At 34.3% G+C, this 20,040-nt stretch carries 18 protein-coding genes; 4 read left to right on the forward strand and 14 right to left on the reverse strand.

Features of this window, described 5'->3' with window-relative positions:
• Positions 1–13: 13 nt before the first annotated feature.
• From yhaM to HT586_RS09640, 8 genes are all read right to left on the reverse strand, one after another.
• The gene (gene yhaM, locus HT586_RS09605; RefSeq protein ID WP_188018697.1) at positions 14–955 is read right to left on the reverse strand and encodes a 3'-5' exoribonuclease YhaM; all 942 of its coding nucleotides are present in this window, start codon (positions 953–955) and stop codon (positions 14–16) included.
• Positions 952–3,876, reverse strand: coding sequence for an ATP-binding protein (locus HT586_RS09610; RefSeq protein WP_203545690.1), 2,925 nt, complete (start codon positions 3,874–3,876; stop codon positions 952–954). Before HT586_RS09610 ends, yhaM begins: the two co-directional genes overlap by 4 nt.
• Positions 3,873–5,051, reverse strand: a complete 1,179-nt coding sequence (locus HT586_RS09615; protein WP_096075996.1) for a metallophosphoesterase family protein — start codon at positions 5,049–5,051, stop codon at positions 3,873–3,875. Before HT586_RS09615 ends, HT586_RS09610 begins: the two co-directional genes overlap by 4 nt.
• A 96-nt stretch (positions 5,052–5,147) precedes the next feature.
• Complete coding sequence (locus tag HT586_RS09620; RefSeq protein ID WP_203545691.1) at positions 5,148–6,611, reverse strand: coproporphyrinogen III oxidase; 1,464 nt, start codon at positions 6,609–6,611, stop codon at positions 5,148–5,150.
• A 96-nt stretch (positions 6,612–6,707) separates the two neighbouring features.
• A complete protein-coding gene (locus HT586_RS09625; protein WP_165958670.1) occupies positions 6,708–7,076 on the reverse strand; it encodes a YlbF/YmcA family competence regulator in 369 nt (122 codons plus the stop codon).
• A 67-nt stretch (positions 7,077–7,143) separates the two neighbouring features.
• A complete protein-coding gene (locus HT586_RS09630; RefSeq protein WP_096075993.1) occupies positions 7,144–8,274 on the reverse strand; it encodes a DUF445 domain-containing protein in 1,131 nt (376 codons plus the stop codon).
• A gap of 86 nt (positions 8,275–8,360) precedes the next feature.
• Entirely contained in the window at positions 8,361–8,825 is a 465-nt protein-coding gene (xdrA, locus tag HT586_RS09635; RefSeq protein ID WP_096075992.1) for an XRE family transcriptional regulator XdrA, read from the reverse strand.
• Between the two features lie 182 nt (positions 8,826–9,007).
• On the reverse strand, positions 9,008–10,312 hold the full coding sequence (locus HT586_RS09640) for a dicarboxylate/amino acid:cation symporter (protein WP_096075991.1): 1,305 nt from the start codon (positions 10,310–10,312) through the stop codon (positions 9,008–9,010).
• Positions 10,313–10,530: 218 nt separating this feature from the next.
• Between HT586_RS09640 and HT586_RS09645 the strand changes: the two genes are divergently transcribed.
• A complete protein-coding gene (locus HT586_RS09645) occupies positions 10,531–11,406 on the forward strand; it encodes a cation diffusion facilitator family transporter (protein ID WP_203545692.1) in 876 nt (291 codons plus the stop codon).
• Between the two features lie 41 nt (positions 11,407–11,447).
• Here the strand turns inward: HT586_RS09645 and HT586_RS09650 are convergent, their stop codons facing one another.
• Both HT586_RS09650 and HT586_RS09655 read right to left on the reverse strand, forming a co-directional pair.
• Complete coding sequence (locus HT586_RS09650; protein WP_203545693.1) at positions 11,448–11,888, reverse strand: hypothetical protein; 441 nt, start codon at positions 11,886–11,888, stop codon at positions 11,448–11,450.
• Entirely contained in the window at positions 11,875–12,300 is a 426-nt protein-coding gene (locus HT586_RS09655) for a hypothetical protein (RefSeq protein ID WP_203545694.1), read from the reverse strand. The genes HT586_RS09650 and HT586_RS09655 overlap by 14 nt, the downstream gene beginning before the upstream one ends.
• 140 nt (positions 12,301–12,440) lie before the next feature.
• Here HT586_RS09655 and HT586_RS09660 point away from each other — a divergent pair, with 140 nt between their 5' ends.
• Positions 12,441–12,710, forward strand: a complete 270-nt coding sequence (locus HT586_RS09660) for a GNAT family N-acetyltransferase (RefSeq protein WP_188018703.1) — start codon at positions 12,441–12,443, stop codon at positions 12,708–12,710.
• 126 nt (positions 12,711–12,836) lie between these two features.
• Here HT586_RS09660 and HT586_RS09665 read toward each other — a convergent pair whose 3' ends face one another.
• From HT586_RS09665 to HT586_RS09675, 3 genes are read right to left on the reverse strand one after another with little or no spacing between them, the layout of a single operon-like run.
• Positions 12,837–13,460, reverse strand: coding sequence for a response regulator transcription factor (locus tag HT586_RS09665; protein ID WP_096075986.1), 624 nt, complete (start codon positions 13,458–13,460; stop codon positions 12,837–12,839).
• Positions 13,438–14,571: a GAF domain-containing sensor histidine kinase gene (locus HT586_RS09670; protein ID WP_203545695.1), complete on the reverse strand. Its 1,134-nt coding sequence runs from the start codon at positions 14,569–14,571 to the stop codon at positions 13,438–13,440. Before HT586_RS09670 ends, HT586_RS09665 begins: the two co-directional genes overlap by 23 nt.
• A gap of 20 nt (positions 14,572–14,591) precedes the next feature.
• Positions 14,592–16,133 carry a bifunctional GNAT family N-acetyltransferase/carbon-nitrogen hydrolase family protein gene (locus tag HT586_RS09675; protein WP_096075984.1) on the reverse strand — a complete coding sequence of 514 codons (1,542 nt, stop codon included), beginning with the start codon at positions 16,131–16,133 and terminating at the stop codon, positions 14,592–14,594.
• A gap of 123 nt (positions 16,134–16,256) precedes the next feature.
• On the opposite strand from HT586_RS09675, the gene HT586_RS09680 reads away from it, so the two are divergent.
• Together HT586_RS09680 and HT586_RS09685 are read left to right on the forward strand one after the other, a co-directional pair.
• Positions 16,257–17,075, forward strand: coding sequence for an RluA family pseudouridine synthase (locus tag HT586_RS09680; protein WP_203545696.1), 819 nt, complete (start codon positions 16,257–16,259; stop codon positions 17,073–17,075).
• A gap of 79 nt (positions 17,076–17,154) precedes the next feature.
• A complete protein-coding gene (locus HT586_RS09685) occupies positions 17,155–17,766 on the forward strand; it encodes a nitroreductase family protein (RefSeq protein ID WP_096075982.1) in 612 nt (203 codons plus the stop codon).
• A gap of 76 nt (positions 17,767–17,842) precedes the next feature.
• Here HT586_RS09685 and HT586_RS09690 read toward each other — a convergent pair whose 3' ends face one another.
• The gene (locus HT586_RS09690; RefSeq protein WP_096075981.1) at positions 17,843–19,993 is read right to left on the reverse strand and encodes an RNA degradosome polyphosphate kinase; all 2,151 of its coding nucleotides are present in this window, start codon (positions 19,991–19,993) and stop codon (positions 17,843–17,845) included.
• Positions 19,994–20,040: the final 47 nt, after the last annotated feature.

Below are 20,040 nucleotides of genomic sequence, written 5' to 3' on the forward strand. Positions count from 1 at the left end.
AATTCGTCAATCATTAGTCCAGATTGATGGGTTTATAAAATTGTCTGTTCTCAAGTGCGAAAATGCGTTCTGAGAAGTTACCCTTCTCTACTTTTTTCATATGTTTATCAAACATCTGCATACGTGCATCAATATTATCGATAAAGTTTAATATCTCCGCTTCTTTTACCATCGGCAATTTTGGTGATCCATATTCGTATTTACCATGATGACTTAAGATTAAATGACGAAGCAGCATAATTTCTTCTCCATCAATATTATGTTCACGCGCGATACTCGCTACTTCGTCACTCATAATTGAAATGTGACCTAGTAGATTTCCTTCTACAGTATAGCTTGTTGCGACTGGCCCGGATAATTCTTTAACTTTACCCAGATCGTGCAGAATAATACCTGAATATAATAAACTCTTATTGAGTGATGGATAAATATCACATAATGCTTTTGCCTGCTTTAACATCGTTAGCACGTGATATAACAACCCTGAAACAAAGTTATGATGATTACTACTCGCAGCAGGGAATGTCATAAATTCATTTTGATGTTTCTTTAATAATAAACGTGTCACACGTTGTAACTTCGCATTCTCAATTTCAAGCAGATAGTCCATCAGCTCATTCATCATATCATCTTCACTAAGTGGTGCTGATTCTAAAAAGTGCTCAAGCTTCACACCATCTTCAGGTGTCGCTACTTTAAATTGATTGACCTTCATCTGAATTCTGCCACGATAATCTATAACATCACCTTTAATTCTTACTAAAGTTTCAGGTGTTAGTGCTTTTATATCATCTTCAGTGACAGTCCATACTTTCGCTTCTAAATCTCCACTTTTATCTTTAAGATATAACGTTAAATAAGGTTTCCCTTGTCCTGTTACGCCTTGAATTGCTTTGTGAATTAAAAAGTAGTTATCAACAGAAGCACCAGGTTTTAATGTTTCAATGGTTCTCATTTTTTAACCTCCTTATTTATTCTCTCTAGTGTAATGGTATTTTTGTTTGTAACCACAGTTGATCTATTACAAGTGTAATAAATAATTTGGTTAGATTTTAACTTCATCATATATTCTAATATACGCTCACGTCTCGTTCTATCAAAATGCACAAATGCATCATCAATAATAATTGGGAACGGATAATATTTATTAAGCGACTGTATTAAACTTAGTCTCAATGCAATATAAAGTATTTCTTTCGTTGATTGCGATAATTCTGTCGGATGATAAACTTGACCATCGCTCGCTTTGACAACAAGATGTTGATCTTTATACAGTACTTGTATATATCTATCCTCAGTCAAATACTTAAATATCTCAGTTGCATCACTGATAACATATGGTAGTCTTTTTTCTTTAACTGCTTCAATATGTGCCTCAATCAATGTTTCAATATAATTGACCGCCGTAAAATCATATATTAAAGTATTTAATTGATTTTTCTTAATCTGTAATTCATATTTTAGACGGGACAAACTATCATCACTCGCGATTGTTTCCATTTGCTCGTGTATCCCTGTTAATCTTTCTTTCACTCGAGCTAAGTCGCGCTTTAACTGATTAATGTGCGCTTCAATAGCATTCAGTTGCGCCACTAAGTCAATCGTTGTAACATAGCTTAAAGCCGTATTATCATCATATGAGAATCCTTGTTCAGTAAGTGAACGACTTAATTTATCAAACTGAGTTAAATCACTATGATAATTGTTAAATGTTTTTTCCTGAGCATAATATTCTGATTCATTGCTTACTTTAGCTTCATCGAAAAGTGTCTGTAATTCATTATTGAACTGTAATAATTGTTCCTGCATAATTGCAATCTCTTTATTTAACAGCGCTATCTGATCATTATTCTTATTAAACTGAAACTTATTCTTCTCATCTTTCGTCTGCATCGTCTTTAAATCATGGAATAAGCTGTCGATATTTAATTCAATCGGTACTGTTTGTTTAAAGCGATTAAATACATCGTTAAATTGTAATATATGTTGCTCGGTAGCTTTATATTTACCATTCAATGTTTCTAATTCCAATGCCAACGTATTAATCTTATTAATTTGTTTGATGGCAAGTGTAAGTCGAGTTACCAGATAATCTTCCGGTAAATTTAGTTTTGTTCTTATATTTTGTAATGTTGAAGTCGATTGTTCAATACGCTTATTAATATCTTGTAAACTGTGATTTAACTGATTATATCGATTTTTTTCGCGTGCTATTTCACTATTACCTTCATTCATACGCTGTCTGATTAATCGTTGTTCTTCCAGATCAAAGGATAAATCAAAGTTATCCTGCAAATCTTTTACCTTTAGATTAAGATCTGTAACTTCCTGCGCTAAAGATTGATTGAAATGCAAATCCGGTTTTTTATTCATCATCAACATAACAATTGTAAGCACTGCTAATACACAAAATACACCCAGGACGATATATTGAGGTATTAAAAATGAATAGATGGCACCACCGATAAACAATAACATCATTAATAACAAACTACATTGCTGAAGTTTATATTGTTTTAACTGTTTCGCTTCAAAAGTTGCTGCTTCTTCCTTCATCGTATCGTAAAGCTTAGTTTTATCTATTAAATCAGTCTTACTCTTTTCAAGTTGTAAAGATTTTTCGAAACGTTCATCATGCACCTTTACATGTTCCATATCATGAAGTGCCTGTTCTTTTTTAGCAATCGTATCTTTAACAAAATTAATCTCTCGATCTATCTGTGACTTCTCAAGTGAATCTTTTTCGAGTTGATTGATTGTTAAACTTGCTTGTTCATTTACTGATGGTCCTGCATCTACAAGATGATATTTCTCCCAGCCAATATCTTTCATCAATGTTGCCTGTTCATTTGTCAGCTGATCAATCATCTTTGAATGATGAGAAAGATCTGACTGATAGTTTCGATATGACTGTTCTTGTTTAAGCAAGTCATTTGATTGTTCTATTACCCGATTCTTAAGCAATTGTATACTGCTGTTTTCAACTGTTAATTGGTTGAGTCTTTCCTGACGCAGTTGTAAGTCCCGATTGACTTGATGCTGTTGTTTCTTTAGCGCTTCAAATCGGTCAATCCCCTGCTCGGGGAAAGTTGGCGGTGCAATATTCAATTTGTGTTCGAGTGCTTTCCATTCTTTCGCTTGATTGTGAAAAGTTATTTCACGTTGTTTACGTTGTAATACTTGATTAAGTTCTTTAAGATGTGTCTTATATTCATCGGACTCGCGCCTTAATTTATCTTGTTCAGACAGTAATGTATCATACGTTTCAAACAGAAGATCTTTTTGACGAATTTGAGATTCTAGAACTTGTAATTCTTCAGTAGCTTTATTTATTTCACCCGTAACGTCATCATTTAATAATCGTGATTTTTCCTGTTTAATATGTTCTGTCATCTGCGTAAATTCAGTACTGCCAAATGCTCCTGCTTGCAAAAGATATGCCTGTAATTTATCTTCAGTCAGTTTGCGATGCACTTCCTGTAATCCTAATACATCAAATGAAAAAATATTTTTATAAGTTTCTTTTGAAATGTGGTTTAATAATTGATTTAACCATTGCACATCTTTTTGTTTGCCATCAAGCAATATTGTCGTTTCTTCTTTTTGATGTACGTAGTTACGTTCAATCGTTATTATCTCGCCTGATTGTAATTCAAGCGTCATCTTACCTCCGTATTGCGGTGAAAATCTCGGCTCAAGTCTCGGTTCATATTCCTCATCTCTATGGAAACCAAATAATAAAGCATGGATAAACGCCTGCATCGTTGATTTTCCAGTTTCGTTCTCACCATAAATCTGAACAAAGTCTGAATGAATATCAAATTTTCGATGTTCTAATCTGCCGTATCCATATATTTCAAGTGATTTTATCTTCATGATTCATCCCTCATCATTAACTTTAATCTTGATTCGCCGTGATTAAGTAACGTTTGATGCACATCAAAACTTATATCATCTGCGTATCGTTCAACACTTGATTGCTGTATCGGTACACGTGCCTGATTAAATAGTGCTTCATTCTCTAAATGTTCTGCATTAAATTCACTGGCTAGTGTATGTACTTCAAATGTCTGCTCAAGCTCGATGTCATCGATCCAGACAAATTGTGATTCATTTGATTCATACATTTGTACTTGCTTGAGAATACTTTGTATTAAATGGCTGTCAATTAATGTTTCAAATGGATTAACGAGCTTTAACTGATACATACTTTTCCCTGAACTTCTTATACTATTCTTGAAATCAGTAATATCCTGATAGATGGCATGTTTGCCGGTTTCATTTAATGTTAACGTCACATGTTCAAAACGGATATGTTCTGTCGGTATAAATTTAACGTCAAGTGTTGTATGATCTCCTTCAACATAAAGATAACCTTTTCGTCCAGTATCAGAGAAACGTGTACCTTGCATCTTGCCAGGATAATGGATTTCAGGCAGATCATTAAGACGTTTCTTATATGGTAAATGTCCTAATGCCCAGTAATGATATAGTTTTTCGTTTAAATCCTCTATTCTAAACTCTGTCGTGTTGAATCCTTTAATCTTATGATGTATTCCATGCAGCATTCCGATATGAATGGATTGATCCACTTCATTCACTGGATAACCGTCTAATTTATTTTCATATGTTGTATGTTCTTTATAGCTAAATCCATGAATAAACACTCTTTGTCCGTTATGCGTAATCAGCTCGTATGACTGTACATCTTCAGAGAATACAACGACATTATCCGGATAAATTGTATAAGACTTTTGAGATAAACTATCGTCTGTTCCAGCAATATAATACACAAAAATATGTGCTTTCTTTAATCGTTCAAATTGCTGTTCAATAAATTTATCTGCTCTAATATTTCTATTTTTACTCGAATATAAATTCCCACTAATAAGTATAAAATCAACTTTCATCTCTATTGCATCATCAACTAAATTTTTAAAACTTTCAAAGCTTGCTCGGTATACATCCTGCATAATATGTTCCGGCAAGTTACTTTTTAAATCAAATGGCTCGTCTAGTAATAAGTCTGAACAGTGGATAAATTTTACCATAAGCAGTACCTCACTTTTCTTGTTACATCATATTTTACATTAAATCATATAAAATTGTTAGACAAGTCGAAAAAAAGCATCTAAAGTGATATCACATTAGATGCTTGTGTAACATTGCGTTAATTTTTCAATCTTCTTGTCAGTGTAACTTTCATAACTATTGTTATATGATTTCGGGTCTTTTGGATTTAAAAAGTTTTCAATCTTGCCGGTAACAGGATCTATAAGCTTGCTTGATGCACCACAACCCAGTCCAATAATACTTTGGACTTCTTCCATGATCAAAATATTATATAATGAAGCTTCGTCCTGTTTAGAGTAACCAATGTTCTCAAGATTTCCAAGTATGTTTTTCTGACGATATAAATAATACGGAATATAATCATTTTCTATAGCAAATTGCCTTGTCATGTTCATCATATGAATGATTTCATCTCTTGGCGCCACTGGATACTTTGCTTTATTACGTGTCATCTCACTTGCTGTTTTAAAGCTTAACGTATGTACTGTTAATGACTCTGGATTTAATTTTTTCGTCTCCTGTAAAGAGTTTTCCATTTCAACGCGTGTTTCATTTGGTAATCCGATAATTAAGTCCATATTAATATTATTCATATTGTGTGCTCGTGATAGATGAAACTTATCAATCGTTTCCTGTACACTATGATGTCGCCCGATCGCTTTTAAAGTAGCGTCTGTAAAGCTTTGTGGGTTAATACTGATACGGTCAATATCATAATGATTAAGTACATCCAGTGTTTCCGTATCAATCGTATCGGGACGTCCTGCTTCAACTGTAACTTCACGTACATGCGTCATGTCAAATGATGTGTATACTGTCTCAAGCAATAATGATAGATCTTTCGGTTCAATCGATGTCGGTGTACCACCACCAAAGTATATAGAAGTCACTTGTATATCATTATCTTTTAACCATGCTGCAGTATGCTTTATTTCATGTATTAATCCCACTAAAAATTCTGGTACCTGGTCTTTAAATACACGTATTGCATAAGCTGGGAACGTACAATATGCACATTTAGTCGGACAGAAAGGAATACCGATATAAATACTTACTTCACGTTCAAGCTGATAAAGATCAGGAATAGCAGTTAATTGTGTGTGTACTATATCTCTCATCAAGTCAATTTTCTCAGGAGAAATTAAATAATCACGTACCAATATTTTCGTAATTTCTTCATGCGTTAATCCATCTCTATAATATTTATGATATAGTTTTGTAGGTCTTATGCCAGTCAGTGTTCCCCAGCTTTGAACAATTCCTGTATGGTCAGTTAATATAGTGATCAACGTCTCACCAAGCGCCTGTTTCATATCGCGCTTTGTAACACCATTTCTTTTTGCAGATTGCGTATATGTTTTACCATCGATCGTCATTGTTGTCGTAACGGTTGTTTCATCTTTTTGCTCAATATTAAGATTGATCTGATTATCTCCAACACCTTCAAATAAGTAGCTTTCTTCATAATACAGGTTGATAATATTTTTAATATAGAGTTGAATTGATTCGAACTGTTCATGCTTAAAATAAAACTTCATTGTATCCCTCACAAAAAAATAAACAAAAAGCATATCACTTTTTGTTTATTTGATAATTTATTTAATTATTGTACTTGAAAGCTTAAATTTTAGCAATTAAGCTTCAGGCGTATCTTCAGTTTGTACGCCGTATAATTCTTCTAAAGGTTTCATGATAACACGGTTAATTTCCTGAATCATGAAGCTCATTTTTTGTTCTGCTTCCATTAATTTAGAAATGTTTTCGTCTTTTTCGATTAATTCAGCAGTTGACTGTGCTGCATTTAAATCGTCTTCTGTAATTTCCTGACCAGACATTTGTTTTTCCTGTAAATTTAACTGAATCTTTCTGAAATCATCAAAGATTTTCTTTGATTCAGGGTTGCTGTTTACTGCAGAGTAATGTTCTTTAATCGCATTGTATTCGTCGCTTTGACGTAATGCGCTTTCTAAACGGTTTGCTTCATCATAAATATTAACTGACATAATCATTCTCCTTTGAATTTACACATAATTTAATTGTTCATAATAAATATACCATAAATGGCGCTCATTATACAAAGAGAGCGATTACACCTTGTACTAAACCGATAATGCCACCAAGTAAGAAGCCTAAAAATGTAATCATCTTTAATTCCTTGTTTGATATTTCAATAACGAGTCGCTCTAAAAACGATAATTCGAAGTTATCAATCTGCTGTTTGACGATTTCAGCGATATGCACTTTCTCTAAAATTTCTGCAATATTATCTGATGTTTTAGAGATTGCATAATGTACAAATCGATCACTACCTTCACTTTCCATATATTCAAAAGCTTTTGGTGCAAGTGTGACGAGTGGTGTAGACGTATAGCGTTTTAAGTCGACTTGCGCGATGATTTGCTCGATTAAATTTTCTTTAATCGTCTCTATTTCCTGGTTACTGATAAAGTTAGACGGTTGTTTTGTTAACAACTGATGATATTCACGATTTACTTCGGTAGCGATGATATCGTTTAACTTTTCTTCTCTGCTTAATGCATTAAATTCTTTAATGACGCGATCTGCAATCATCTCTTTCGTCATAAACATTTGAATCATGCTGACAACGCGACCTTTTTCCATAAAGAAACGATCGATCATTTGCATCATGTCATCATAACCTTTTGCAGAATTAACATAGTCACGTAATTTTTCCATGATCATTGGTGGCAAACCTTCAACTTGGGCATCAAGCTTACCACGTAAATCAACTGGTAATAAATTTGCTATCTGTTCATCTTTACGCGTTAAAACTGCATTATCAATGACTTGCAAAAGTTGATGACGTAATTTCTCATTGCCAAGCGCACTTACATCTATATTGAAGCGTCTTGCAAAGTCGTCGACTGAATATTGTCCTGTCTTTAATGTCTGAATCTGACGTACGATAAAGTCTTTCATAAAACCTTCTGTTTGTGGAGTCATCAACTTTTCTTTAAAGATTTCTGGTGTGAGTAAATGTTCTGTTACCATTTCGCCCATCTTAACTGACAGTTCGTTACGACGTTTTGGAATGAGTCCAGGTGTAAACGGTAATTGTTTGCCAAATAAAAATTTTGGTTCAAACGGTCTAAATAACATCTTTATTGCGATATAATTTGTAAATCCACCGATAAGTGCACCGATGAGTCCCATAAATAATACGATTAATACTGCGTTCAATATGCCACCTCTTTATTTTTAATACTTATTAGTTTAATACCTCTATATAAAAAAAACAAACGCTGGATAAGCGTTTGTTTAGTATATTATAAACTTACTAAATTTTCGTTTTTCTTCTTATTAAAGAACATTTCAGCTTCACGCGCTTTATTTGATCCATATAATGGTTGTGTTGAACCATCTAATACACGGTAAAGGTTAGAAATTTTGTTTTGTTGTAAAACGATGTCACGATCAGATTCAATCGTTGTCCACCATAATTCATTTTTGTTATCCTGATCCGGATATGCACATGCACCACGTGAAATTACTTGAATCACTTCCAGTGGATCTCCACCTAAAGTATTTTGTAATACTTCTGAATCTCTGAATAATGCACATAAAGATACACATGTTGTCCAGTTCGGTAATACACGTTCTTTCTCAATTTGAACTAATGTTTTCTTTGATAAGCCGATTGTCTGAGCCATAGTATCTTGTGTGTATCCCGCTTCGATACGCACCATTTTGAATTTCGTTTGAAGTAAATCTGTGAATTGCTGTTTATCCATTTTCTATACGACCTTTCTCTCTAAATATAAATTTATGTCAGTAAATGCTCTTAAAATATAAGTTGAAAAAATACACATTCATTTAAAGTGACTTTACCATCTTAATATAATTTACAAAAAATTAAAAGAGGAAACTCTTAAAAGTTTCCTCTTTTTTTAAAATTATTTTTTTAATGTCACAATTATGCAACTTTCATGCCTTTTTTTGCTAAATAACGCTTTTCCTGTTCAGAAATGACAACTGCACAAGCAGCATCTCCAGAAATGTTAACAGCTGTACGCGTCATATCGAGAAGTCTATCTATCCCTAAAATAATTCCGATTGCAGCAGGATTTAAACCAACCGCTGTCAGAACCATTGCAAGCATTACAAGACCAGCACCTGGCACTCCTGCAGTACCGATAGAAGCTACTACTGCTATGACAACAACTGTCACCATCTGACCAAGTGTTAAATCAACACCGGAAATTTGAGCGATAAAGATAGTTGCAACACCTTGCATGATTGCAGTACCATCCATGTTAATTGTGGCACCTAGCGGCTGTACAAAGGATGATATTTCTTTACGTACTTCTAAATTATCCTGAGCACATTCTAATGAAATCGGTAACGTCGCATTTGAACTTGATGAACTAAATCCAACGGTCATTGCCGGTGCGAAACCTTTAAAGAACCAGATAGGATTTCTGCGTGCCAAGAAACTGACTGCACCACCATATACAATAATCATATGTAAGAATAAACCTAATAATACAACGAAGAAATACATTGCAAGCTGTTTAATTGCACCGAAACCTGCATTCGTAAATGCTGTTGCAACTAAACCGAATGTACCAATTGGTGCGAAATATTGCATAATCGCTGTTACGATAAACATCAGTATTTCATTTGTCTGCTCAAACAGTAATTTTACTGCTGATACTTTCTCTCGCAGTGCAATCATACCGATACCAATAAATATTGCAAACGTAATCACTTGCAGCATGTTTGTTTCACTCATAGCAAGTACTGGGTTTTTCGGAATTAAATTGATTAACGTCTGATCAAAAGTCTGGGTGGCAGGTGTGCCTTCTTCTTCTGCTGCTGCAGCTTTTTTCTTCTGTTCTTCAGCATAAGTTTTTACTTCATCACTGTTTAACAAATCACTTTTACCGTCACCTGGTTTAAATACTAAAGCAAGTGACATTGCAAGGGTGATAGCTAATGCAGTCGTTACTAAAAAGAATGAAATCGTCTTTAAACCGATAGAACCTAAATGTTTAGGATCACCTACACCAAGCACACCTAAAACAATAGATACAAATACTACTGGTACAACAAGCATAAAAATAAGATTTAAGAAAATTTGACCGATTACATTAAAGACATATTGATTAATCCACTTAACCCAGCTTGCGTCCTGATATATATTAAAGAATGAACCTATAGCAATACCAGCAATTAATGCAATAATAATCCTGACTGTCATGTTCCCTTTTATTTTCATAATATCCTCCTCAACAACAGAATTTTCTGACTATTACAAATAATTATAAATTATTTCTATTGCAATGTAAATTGTAATTTTCATAATTATGAATTTTTATGAATAAAAAACTTATTCGTATTTAATATTACAAGCATAATAATTTTTATATTATTCACTGCAATTCACTAGATATTTCTTCCCATTTGTTTGATAATAATAAGACATGGTTTGAGAGGATGAAAAAAGTGCAGGTAAAAGACCAACTCGCAAAAGCTCAGCAAGGTGCAAAAGTCAGTATTATAATGTATGTATTGCTTACTACGTTAAAATTGTTATTCGGTTATATGAATGGCTCACATGCGCTTGTTGCCGATGGATTAAATAACGCGACTGACGTTGTTTCATCAGTTGCTCTGCTTATAGGACTTGCAATCAGTATGAAGCCAGCAGATGATAATCATAACTATGGTCATTATCGTTCTGAATATATCGGTTCACTGATTGCTGCATTCATTATGTTTGCAGTCAGCGTTCAGGTAATCCTTCAGGGTATTCGACACTATATCAATCAGGACTTTTCAACGCCATCCATTGAAACAGCAGTAGTAGCGATATTATCAGCGTTAGCAATGCTACTCGTCTATTTCTACAATCGTAATTTAGCGAAGAAAGTAGATTCCAGTGCATTAAAAGCAGCCGCAGCTGATAACCTATCCGATGCGCTTGTATCGCTTGGAACATTTGTAGGTATTGTCGGCGTATTCATGGGACTACCCTTCTTAGATACCGTCGCAGCAATAGTAGTCGGTTTATTGATCATGAAAACAGCGATAGAAATATTCTTTGAAACAGCTATTACATTAACAGATGGCTTTGATGCAGAAACACTTGATGAGATGAAGAAAATCGTCTTAAATGTTGAGGATGTTTTATCCGTTGTAGATATTAAAGGAAGAAATCACGGTGTCATGACATTTATCGATGTTACCGTAACAGTAGATGCAAATCTTACAGTGGCGGAAAGCCATGATATTACTGAAAATATAGAACACAATATTAAAGAAGCATATGGTGCAATTGAAACAATCGTTCACTTAGAACCACATGAATAGGAAATGAATACAATATGTATAAAACGAGGACAAAGCATACGTTATGCTTTGTCCTTTTCTGCGAGTATTTCTCTTAATTTCGATCTCTTTTCAAATCTATTATCGATTAATACACCAATTATGATGATAATGACAGCAATGATACAGATGAGTAATGTGTGCTGATTAACAAATAACAAACATATAACTAATATTAAACAAAATAGATATGAAAGATATGTAAAAACATAAAAATAGCGACCATCTTTTCTTAATTGTTCTTCATCATAATCAATACTCGTATCATTTCGAAGTTTTTTGATATTTTGCTTAAAATATTTATTGAATTGTACTGCTCTGATGAAAATCAAAGTTGAAACAACAATAATATTTAATACTTTTGAAAAATTATTGTTATAAATCAAATGAATAGCAAGTAAAGTATTCATTATAATTATGATTTTATTTCTATTTAACCACGCAAAAAACTTATCTATTTTCATTTAATACCTCTCGCACCTCACTATGACGTTCGAAATATTCATCAAACATAACCAGAACTAGAACAATGCCGCCGAAGACCATAATATAATTCCACAGATTACCCCATTCAATCATCATCACGACATAAACTAAGTAGAATGTAGCGAGTTTAAATAACACCGGTATTAACCAGACGATGAAATAATCAGTTTCTTTATTGATGAAATAATTAATATGCGTAATTTCTGTATGACGATACTCATTTATAATATAGACAGTAAGTTTAACCACAAAATAGAGCATAACGAAAGCAAGTACAATGAGAAGAATACGTTCTGCCCACATTTTTGGTAACCAGTCTTTCATAGCCATATAACTAATCATAAAAATCAATGTTAACCATTCATCCTTCGCCCACCATTTATCTATCATCAGGTAACCTCCTATTTTAAGTATTATTGTATACTTTTACCATCATCAATTCAATTACTATCTGCTTAATTGCTTTATTAAATCGGCTAATACATTTATACTTAATCTAAACAGAATTCACTACGAGGAGTGTTATTATTATGATGGCTGTAAATCATAAAGAAAATTTATTTTATATCGGTGATGTATCAAGTCCTAAAGCGCAAATGACTTATGTGCCTACTGGAGAAGATAAGATTATTATCGATCATACCGAAGTTAACGATGAATTACGTGGTCAAGGTGCAGGTAAGATGATGGTAGAAGCTGCGGTTAAATACGCACGTCAAAACAACAAAAAGATTATCCCATTATGTACATTCGCTAAAAGTGTATTTGATAAAACACCTGAATTTCAAGACGTATTATAAAAGAAATCCAGCACTATGAAGATTATCATCGTGCTGGATTTTTTGATGATGTTAAACGTGACCGATATCTCAACTTTATTGGACACATCGACATCGATTCAGAAAACAATCCAGCCCGAAGCATACCTACTTATACAAATTATACTTCGCACCATACATCGAAGCCTGCGTGCGATCTTTCACTTCAAGCTTTGCAAAGATATGGCTAACATGCGTCTTGACTGTCTTCTCTGATACAAATAACTGCTCTGCTATCTCTTTATTGGTTAAGCCTTTCGACATTTCAGCTAATACTTCCAGTTCTCGCTTTGATAATGGATTTTTTATATGCGGCAAATTCAGCCCGGATTCTTTATATGCTTCTACACTCGGATGAAATGCCTGAGCGCCAGCTAGCACTTGTTTAATCGTGTGAATCAACACCTCAGGTTCACTGTCCTTCATTTCATATCCATCTGCTCCTGCATCTATCACACCCATTACATGTTCTTCATCAACAAAACTTGATAATACAAGCACTTTCACTTCGGGATAGCTACTTTTTATGGCTTTAGTTGTTTCTATGCCGTCCATGTTAGGCATTACAAGGTCCATAATAATTAACGCCGGCTTATCATGTTCTTTAAGATATGACACAACTTCACTGCCATCGCTGAAATCAGCAACAACGTCAAAGTCTGCTTCTGTTGATAATAAAAATTGTAATCCTTGTCTCACAATATGATGATCATCTACGATTATTATTTTCATGTTGTTGTCCTTTCGGATAAAAAAGTTCTATCATTGTTCCGACATTTTCTTCGCTTTTCATATTAACTTCTGCGCCTATCTCATTGCTGCGTTGCAGTATATTCTTTAGACCATGGGTCGGTAACGTTTTAGCTGAACTCACTTTAAATCCTTTACCTTTATCTTCTATCTTCATTATAAACTGTTCGCTTTGCTGTGATAAATGAATGGATACTGCATCTGTTTGGGCATGTTTCTTAACGTTATTCATTGCTTCCTGAATAATTCTAAAGATTGTATGCTCTACTTTACTTTCCAGATTAAGTAGACCAGATACTTTAATCGTTACATTTAATCCTAACACTTCAGCATAATTCTTTATTGCTTCAACCAGGCCTTGTTCTAATCCCACCGGTTTCAACTGCCAGATTAATGCGCGCATTTCATTGACAGCATCCTGGCTGGTTGACTCTATCATCTGAAATGCCTGAATAGATTTCTCGTCCTTACTCATTGTCCCTGCTGCGTGCGCAGTGAGCTTTAATGAAAATAACATCTGATTAACTGAGTCATGCAAATCACGAGCCAGTCTATTTCGTTCTTCCTGTAATGCAGTCTCTCGTGCTTTCTCAGTAAGATAGATACGTTTAATCGCGCTCCCAATTTGGAAGGCGACGGATTCTAATAAAGCGAGATCTTCTTCTGAATAAATTTTGGTGTTCGGCGTCGCAACGTTTAACAATCCAAATCTTTCATCACCTGATTGTAGTGGCACTGTTGCATGATGTGTTATACCACCGGTCTTATCACTATATTGCTTATTCGCCTTTACGATACGTGAACACGTTATAATATTGCTTGCTTTTGTTAACTTCTTTTGATGATAACGCGAGACACACCAGCACGGTCCTTCTGTCATATAACGACAATCATCCATGAGTAAAGCATCCGGCAATCCATATTCAGATGCAAGCGTATGTGTTCCGTCTTCATCGATAAAGAATATCCATCCAGTAGAAAAATTGGTCCCCTTAACCAATCGGTCAAGGGCACCATTCATCATAGAATATACTTCTGTTTCTTCATTTAAAAATTCAGCAATTTCTTTTAAAAGTAACGTACTATTCTTCATAAGCACACCATTCTTTTATATTAGTCACGTCTGTATTCAACGCGGTATAAATCATGTCTTCTATCACGTAATTGACGGACAGTACCGTCTTCTCGACCTCGACGTAATACTTCAAGGTCAACATCACCGATCATAACCATCTCGTCATTTTCACCAGTTTCACCGACGATACCGTCACGTGCAAATCCAAAGTCACTTGGTGTATAGATACCTGATGCAGAGTACTGGATATCCATATTTTCAGTTTGTGGCAAGTTACCACATGTACCACTCGTAACAGTATAGATTTGGTTTTCAATCGCACGTGCCATTGAGCAATATTTCACGCGCAAATAACTTTGTCTGTCTTCAGTTGAGAATGGTGTGAAAATTATTTTAGCACCTTTCTCAGTTGCAATACGTGCCATCTCCGGAAACTCACTATCGTAACAGATTTGAATTGCTATTTTTCCGCAATCTGTATCGAATACTTCAACCTTCTTACCAGGTGAAATACCCCACCATCTGCGTTCATTTGGTGTAACATGAATTTTATATTGCTTTTCTATTGATCCGTCACGTCTGAATAAGTAGGAAATATTATAAATATCATCATTTTCTTCAACGAAGTGACTGCCACCAATAATATTTATATTGTAGCGCATCGCAAAGTCATTGAACATTTCAATATATTGTTCCGTATATTTAGTTAACTGACGGATAGATTCTGCTGGATTTCTCTTCTCATCAAAACTCATCAGTTGTGTCGTTAACAATTCAGGGAAGACAACAAAGTCACTGCCAGCATCATATGCCACATCAACGAAATATTCAATTTGGTTCGCAAACTCCTCAAATGAATCAATTTTACGCATCATGTAGTTAACTGTACAGATTCGTACCGGATAACTTGTTCTGAAATGTAAGTTAGATTTAGCAACGAAATCAGGGTTGTTCCACTCCATTAATGTTGCATACTTACTACTTTTCACATCGTCTTTTAAATAGTTCGGATTAATACGCATCAATGTAAACCCGTTCATAAACTGGAATGTAAGTACTGGATCCTTAATCTTACGTTTCATTACGTCATTGACATATTCACGTGGTGTTAATTCATCCTGATAATGATGATAATTCGGAATGCGTCCACCGATAATGATTGATTTTAAGTTAAGCTCATAAGCGATTTCACGGCGTGCTTCATATAAACGTTGTCCAACACGCATGCCACGATAATCTGGATGGACCATCACTTCAATACCATATAAGTTATGTCCATTATCATTATGATTTGTAATATAACCCGAATCCGTAATGTCATTCCAAGTATGTTTATCATCATATTCATCAAAGTTGATGATTAAACTTGAGCAAGATCCGATAATTTTCTCTTCATATTCGATAACCATCTGCCCACGTGGAAACAGATTTAGATGTGATTCTAAATGTGCTCTTTCCCACGGTTCCATACCTGGGAAACATATTTTTTGTAGTGCAATAATTTCATCTATATCATCAAACGTCATTTGTCTTGCTTCAATCGATTTATTAAATTTCTCTAAATTAATTTCTTCAGTCATGTAAATTCTCCTTTAATTCATCTATAATAGTATATAAGCGAATGATGATTTATATAAATTTTAATATGATATTAAATATTACCCTATTATTATACGACTTAAATACGATTTAGGAGAAAAATTATGATTATAAATATTAGAAATGAATGGGATACTTTAACAATCGAAGAAATGTTAAAAGCTTTACACATTCCTAAAAAGCCGATGCATGAATTCAGAATGTCAAAGGAAATAACAATAAATAATGAACCTGCTACATTAAGAAGCAAACTTTCTGAAGGTGACCAGTTATACTTACCGATTGCAGAAGAAAAAAGTGCGTATAAATCAAGTTATCGTCTTTGTGAAGTAAAATATGAAGATGAACATTTAGCAATCCTTGTAAAACCTAAAGGTGTTAAAACGCATCCTAATGATATGGCAGAATCTAATACTCTGCTCAACCACGCCATCTACACGTTAGACTCAGATTACGTAGAACCGGTACACCGTCTCGATCAGGAAACAGTAGGATTGCTACTTGTTGCAAAAAATCCTTTCATCAAAAAGATACTCGACCGTATGCTTGAAGAACGAGAAATCACACGCACATATCGTGCCAAAGTTAAAAGTCATCTTCCACTTAAGAATCAAACAATCGATCTACCAATCGGTAAAGATAAGTTTCATCCAAATAAACGTCGTGTTTCACAAACAGGTGATCGCGCAGTAACACATATTGTTGATTCAAAAGCTTTAGGCGATGGTATCGCAGAAGTTGAATTGACATTAGAAACTGGTCGTACACATCAAATTCGTGTACATCTTGCTGCAATTGGTTACCCTGTTCTTGGCGATCCACTGTACAGTGATTCTAACTTGCGACAGCTTGCGCTTGAAAGTTATAAGCTGGAATTTATCCATCCACTTACTCAGGAAAAGATTACTGCAATACTTGATTAAGCAGTTCAATTGCATAATATATTAAAGATTTATATGATAATAATCGTATAAATCTTTATTTATTTTTAGGAGGCGCATCATGGAAAATGCAATACAGAATAAGTTATTAACACGTAAAGCGGTCAAAGTTTATGACCCTGAATATAAAATGTCAGAAGAAGCACTGCTTGAAATATTAGAAGCTGCTAATCAGGCTCCTTCAGCATGGAATCTGCAACATTGGGAATTTCTTGTTGTGCATAGCGATGAAGCAAAATCAAAGTTATTACCGCTTGCATATAACCAGGCACAAGTGAAAGATTCAAGTGCAACGATTATAATATTAGGTGATAAAGAAGCGAATAAAAATATCGATACAGTATTTGACCCTGCCATTGAAGCAGGTACGATGACTCAGGAAATTAAAGATACGATTGCCGGTCAAGTAAACGGTGTCTATCACAATGAAGCATATGCATATGAGGCAGCAATTATGAACTCTGCATTTCCGGCAATGCAGGTGATGAATTTTGCAACGCTTAATGATTTAGGGACATGTGCAATTGGCGGATTTAATCGTACCGGTATTCAAGAAGCGTTTAATATCGATGAAAGATATGTACCTGCACTGATTATTACTATCGGTAAAACGTTAAAAGAACCTAGAACAAGTGAGCGTCGCAATATTAATAGTGTTACGAAGTTTGTTTAAATCATCCTAAATATCAATGTAAAATAAAAAATGAGCCATTTCGTATGAAATCATACGAAATGGCTCGCTTTTTTTCTTATTTCTTTAAACGATCTCTGACAAATCCTAGTAATCTAGCACGTTTGCTCATTACTGGCTGAGGCTCAGTAACTTTAGGTTTCACCAAGGTACGTTTATAATTTTCTGCCTGATTCACAAGTTCTTCCTGTGAATTTACAGCATTCTGTTCATTACGTACATAATGATATACCCCACTTGCATCCTGCTCACGTGCTTTTTGGTTATCATTAAGCTGAAGATCTAAAATTTCTTTTAGTTCGTTCACAATCTTTGGATCTAAAATTGGGAATAAAATCTCAACACGTTTAATCATGTTACGTGTCATCATATCTGCAGAAGATAGATACATCTTTTCTTCCCCGTTATGATAGAAGTAATAAATTCTTGAATGCTCAAGGAATCGTCCAACAATACTAATTACACGAATATTTTCACTAATACCTGGGATACCTGGACGTAAACAGCAAATACCACGGATGATGAGCTTAACTTTTACGCCAGCCTGACTTGCTTCATATAATTTCTTGATAACTGTCTTATCAGTTAATGAATTCATCTTGGCAATAATTAATCCATTACCAAATTCTTTATGACAATCAATTTCCTGATTGATATGTTCAACAAATTCATCGCGAATTTCAAAAGGTGCCACATGTAATTTCTTATATGTTGGTTTTTCTGAATAACCACTTAAATAGTTAAAGAAATTCATCGCATCCTGACCAATTTCTTTATTCGTTGTGATAATACCCATATCAGTATAGATTTTAGCAGTCTTATCGTTGTAGTTACCTGTACCTAAATGGACAAATGGCACTACTTCGTCGCCTTCTTTTTTCACGACTAAAGTGATTTTAGAGTGCGTTTTTAAGTGTGTCATACCATAAATTACATGACATCCCGCTTCTTCAAGCATACGCGCCCAGTGCACATTATTCTCCTCATCAAAACGTGCTTTCAACTCAACCAGTACTGTTACTTGTTTGCCGGCTTCAGCTGCATTCTTCAATGCATCAATGATAGGAGAATCACTAGATACACGATATAGCGTCTGTTTAATTGCTAACGTATTAGGGTCCTCAGAAGCTTGTTTAATGAAGTCAACAATCGGCTGGAATGACTCATACGGATGATGGAAGAAGATATCGTGTTTCTGCGCTTCTTCATAAATGTTACCACCATTTAAATATTTCGGTGGTGCCGCTTCAAACGGTTTAAACGCAAGCTGTGGATATTGCTTCTCTATCATACCTGCTAACTGGAATAACATCGTTAAATCAAGTGGTCCATCTAACTTATAGATATCACGTGCTTCAATCTCTAATTCATTCATTAAGAATGAACCGTTAATAGAAGTGTCATGACGTGTATCTATTTCTAAACGAACAGCAGCACCACTTTTACGTTTCTTTAAGAATTTTTCAATTTCAATTAATAAATCTTCTGCACCATCTTCATGTATCGTTAAATCTGCGTTTCTTGTAATTCTGAACGTAAACGTACGAATTACTTTGTAACCAAAGAATAACTTATCGATGAAATGATTAATAACATCTTCTAATAATACGAAGATTGTACGCTCACCATTTTTAAGCTGAATGATGCGGTTTAATAACGCTGGAATCTGAACGATAGCAGATTTCTTTTCGCCAGCATCTGTTTCTACATCTACGAATATATTTAATGACTTGTTTGATAATTTAGGAAAAGGTCTGTAAGCGTCGATACCAAGTGGCGTTAACGTCGGTAAAATTTCAAAGTTAAACTTTTGTTCAATGATTTCATAGTTTTCAGGAGATAACTCATCAATCGCTTTAAAGAAAACCTGATATCCTTCTAACTCCTGAATCAAAGCTTTGTATTGTTCATATTGTAATTTAACGTTTTCACGATTAGCTGCATCAATTGCTACTAACTGTTCTGTTGGTGTTAACTGTGTTTTATTTTCAGGTTCATTAAAGTTCATTGCGACCTGATCTTTAAGTCCACCTATACGCACCATAAAAAATTCATCAGCATTTGAACTTGCAATAGCTAAAAATTTAAGACGTTCTAGTAGTGGATTTTTCTTATCAAAAGCTTCCTCAATTACACGACGGTTAAAATCTACCCAACTTACTTCTCTGTTGTTATAAAATGCCTTGTTGTTTAAATCTAATTTTTCCATTATCGTCACATCCACTTTTATTGTATATTAATTTACAGTCTAAATTA

This window comes from Macrococcoides bohemicum, from assembly GCF_016865215.1.
GTDB classification, from domain to species: Bacteria; Bacillota; Bacilli; order Staphylococcales; family Staphylococcaceae; genus Macrococcoides; species Macrococcoides bohemicum.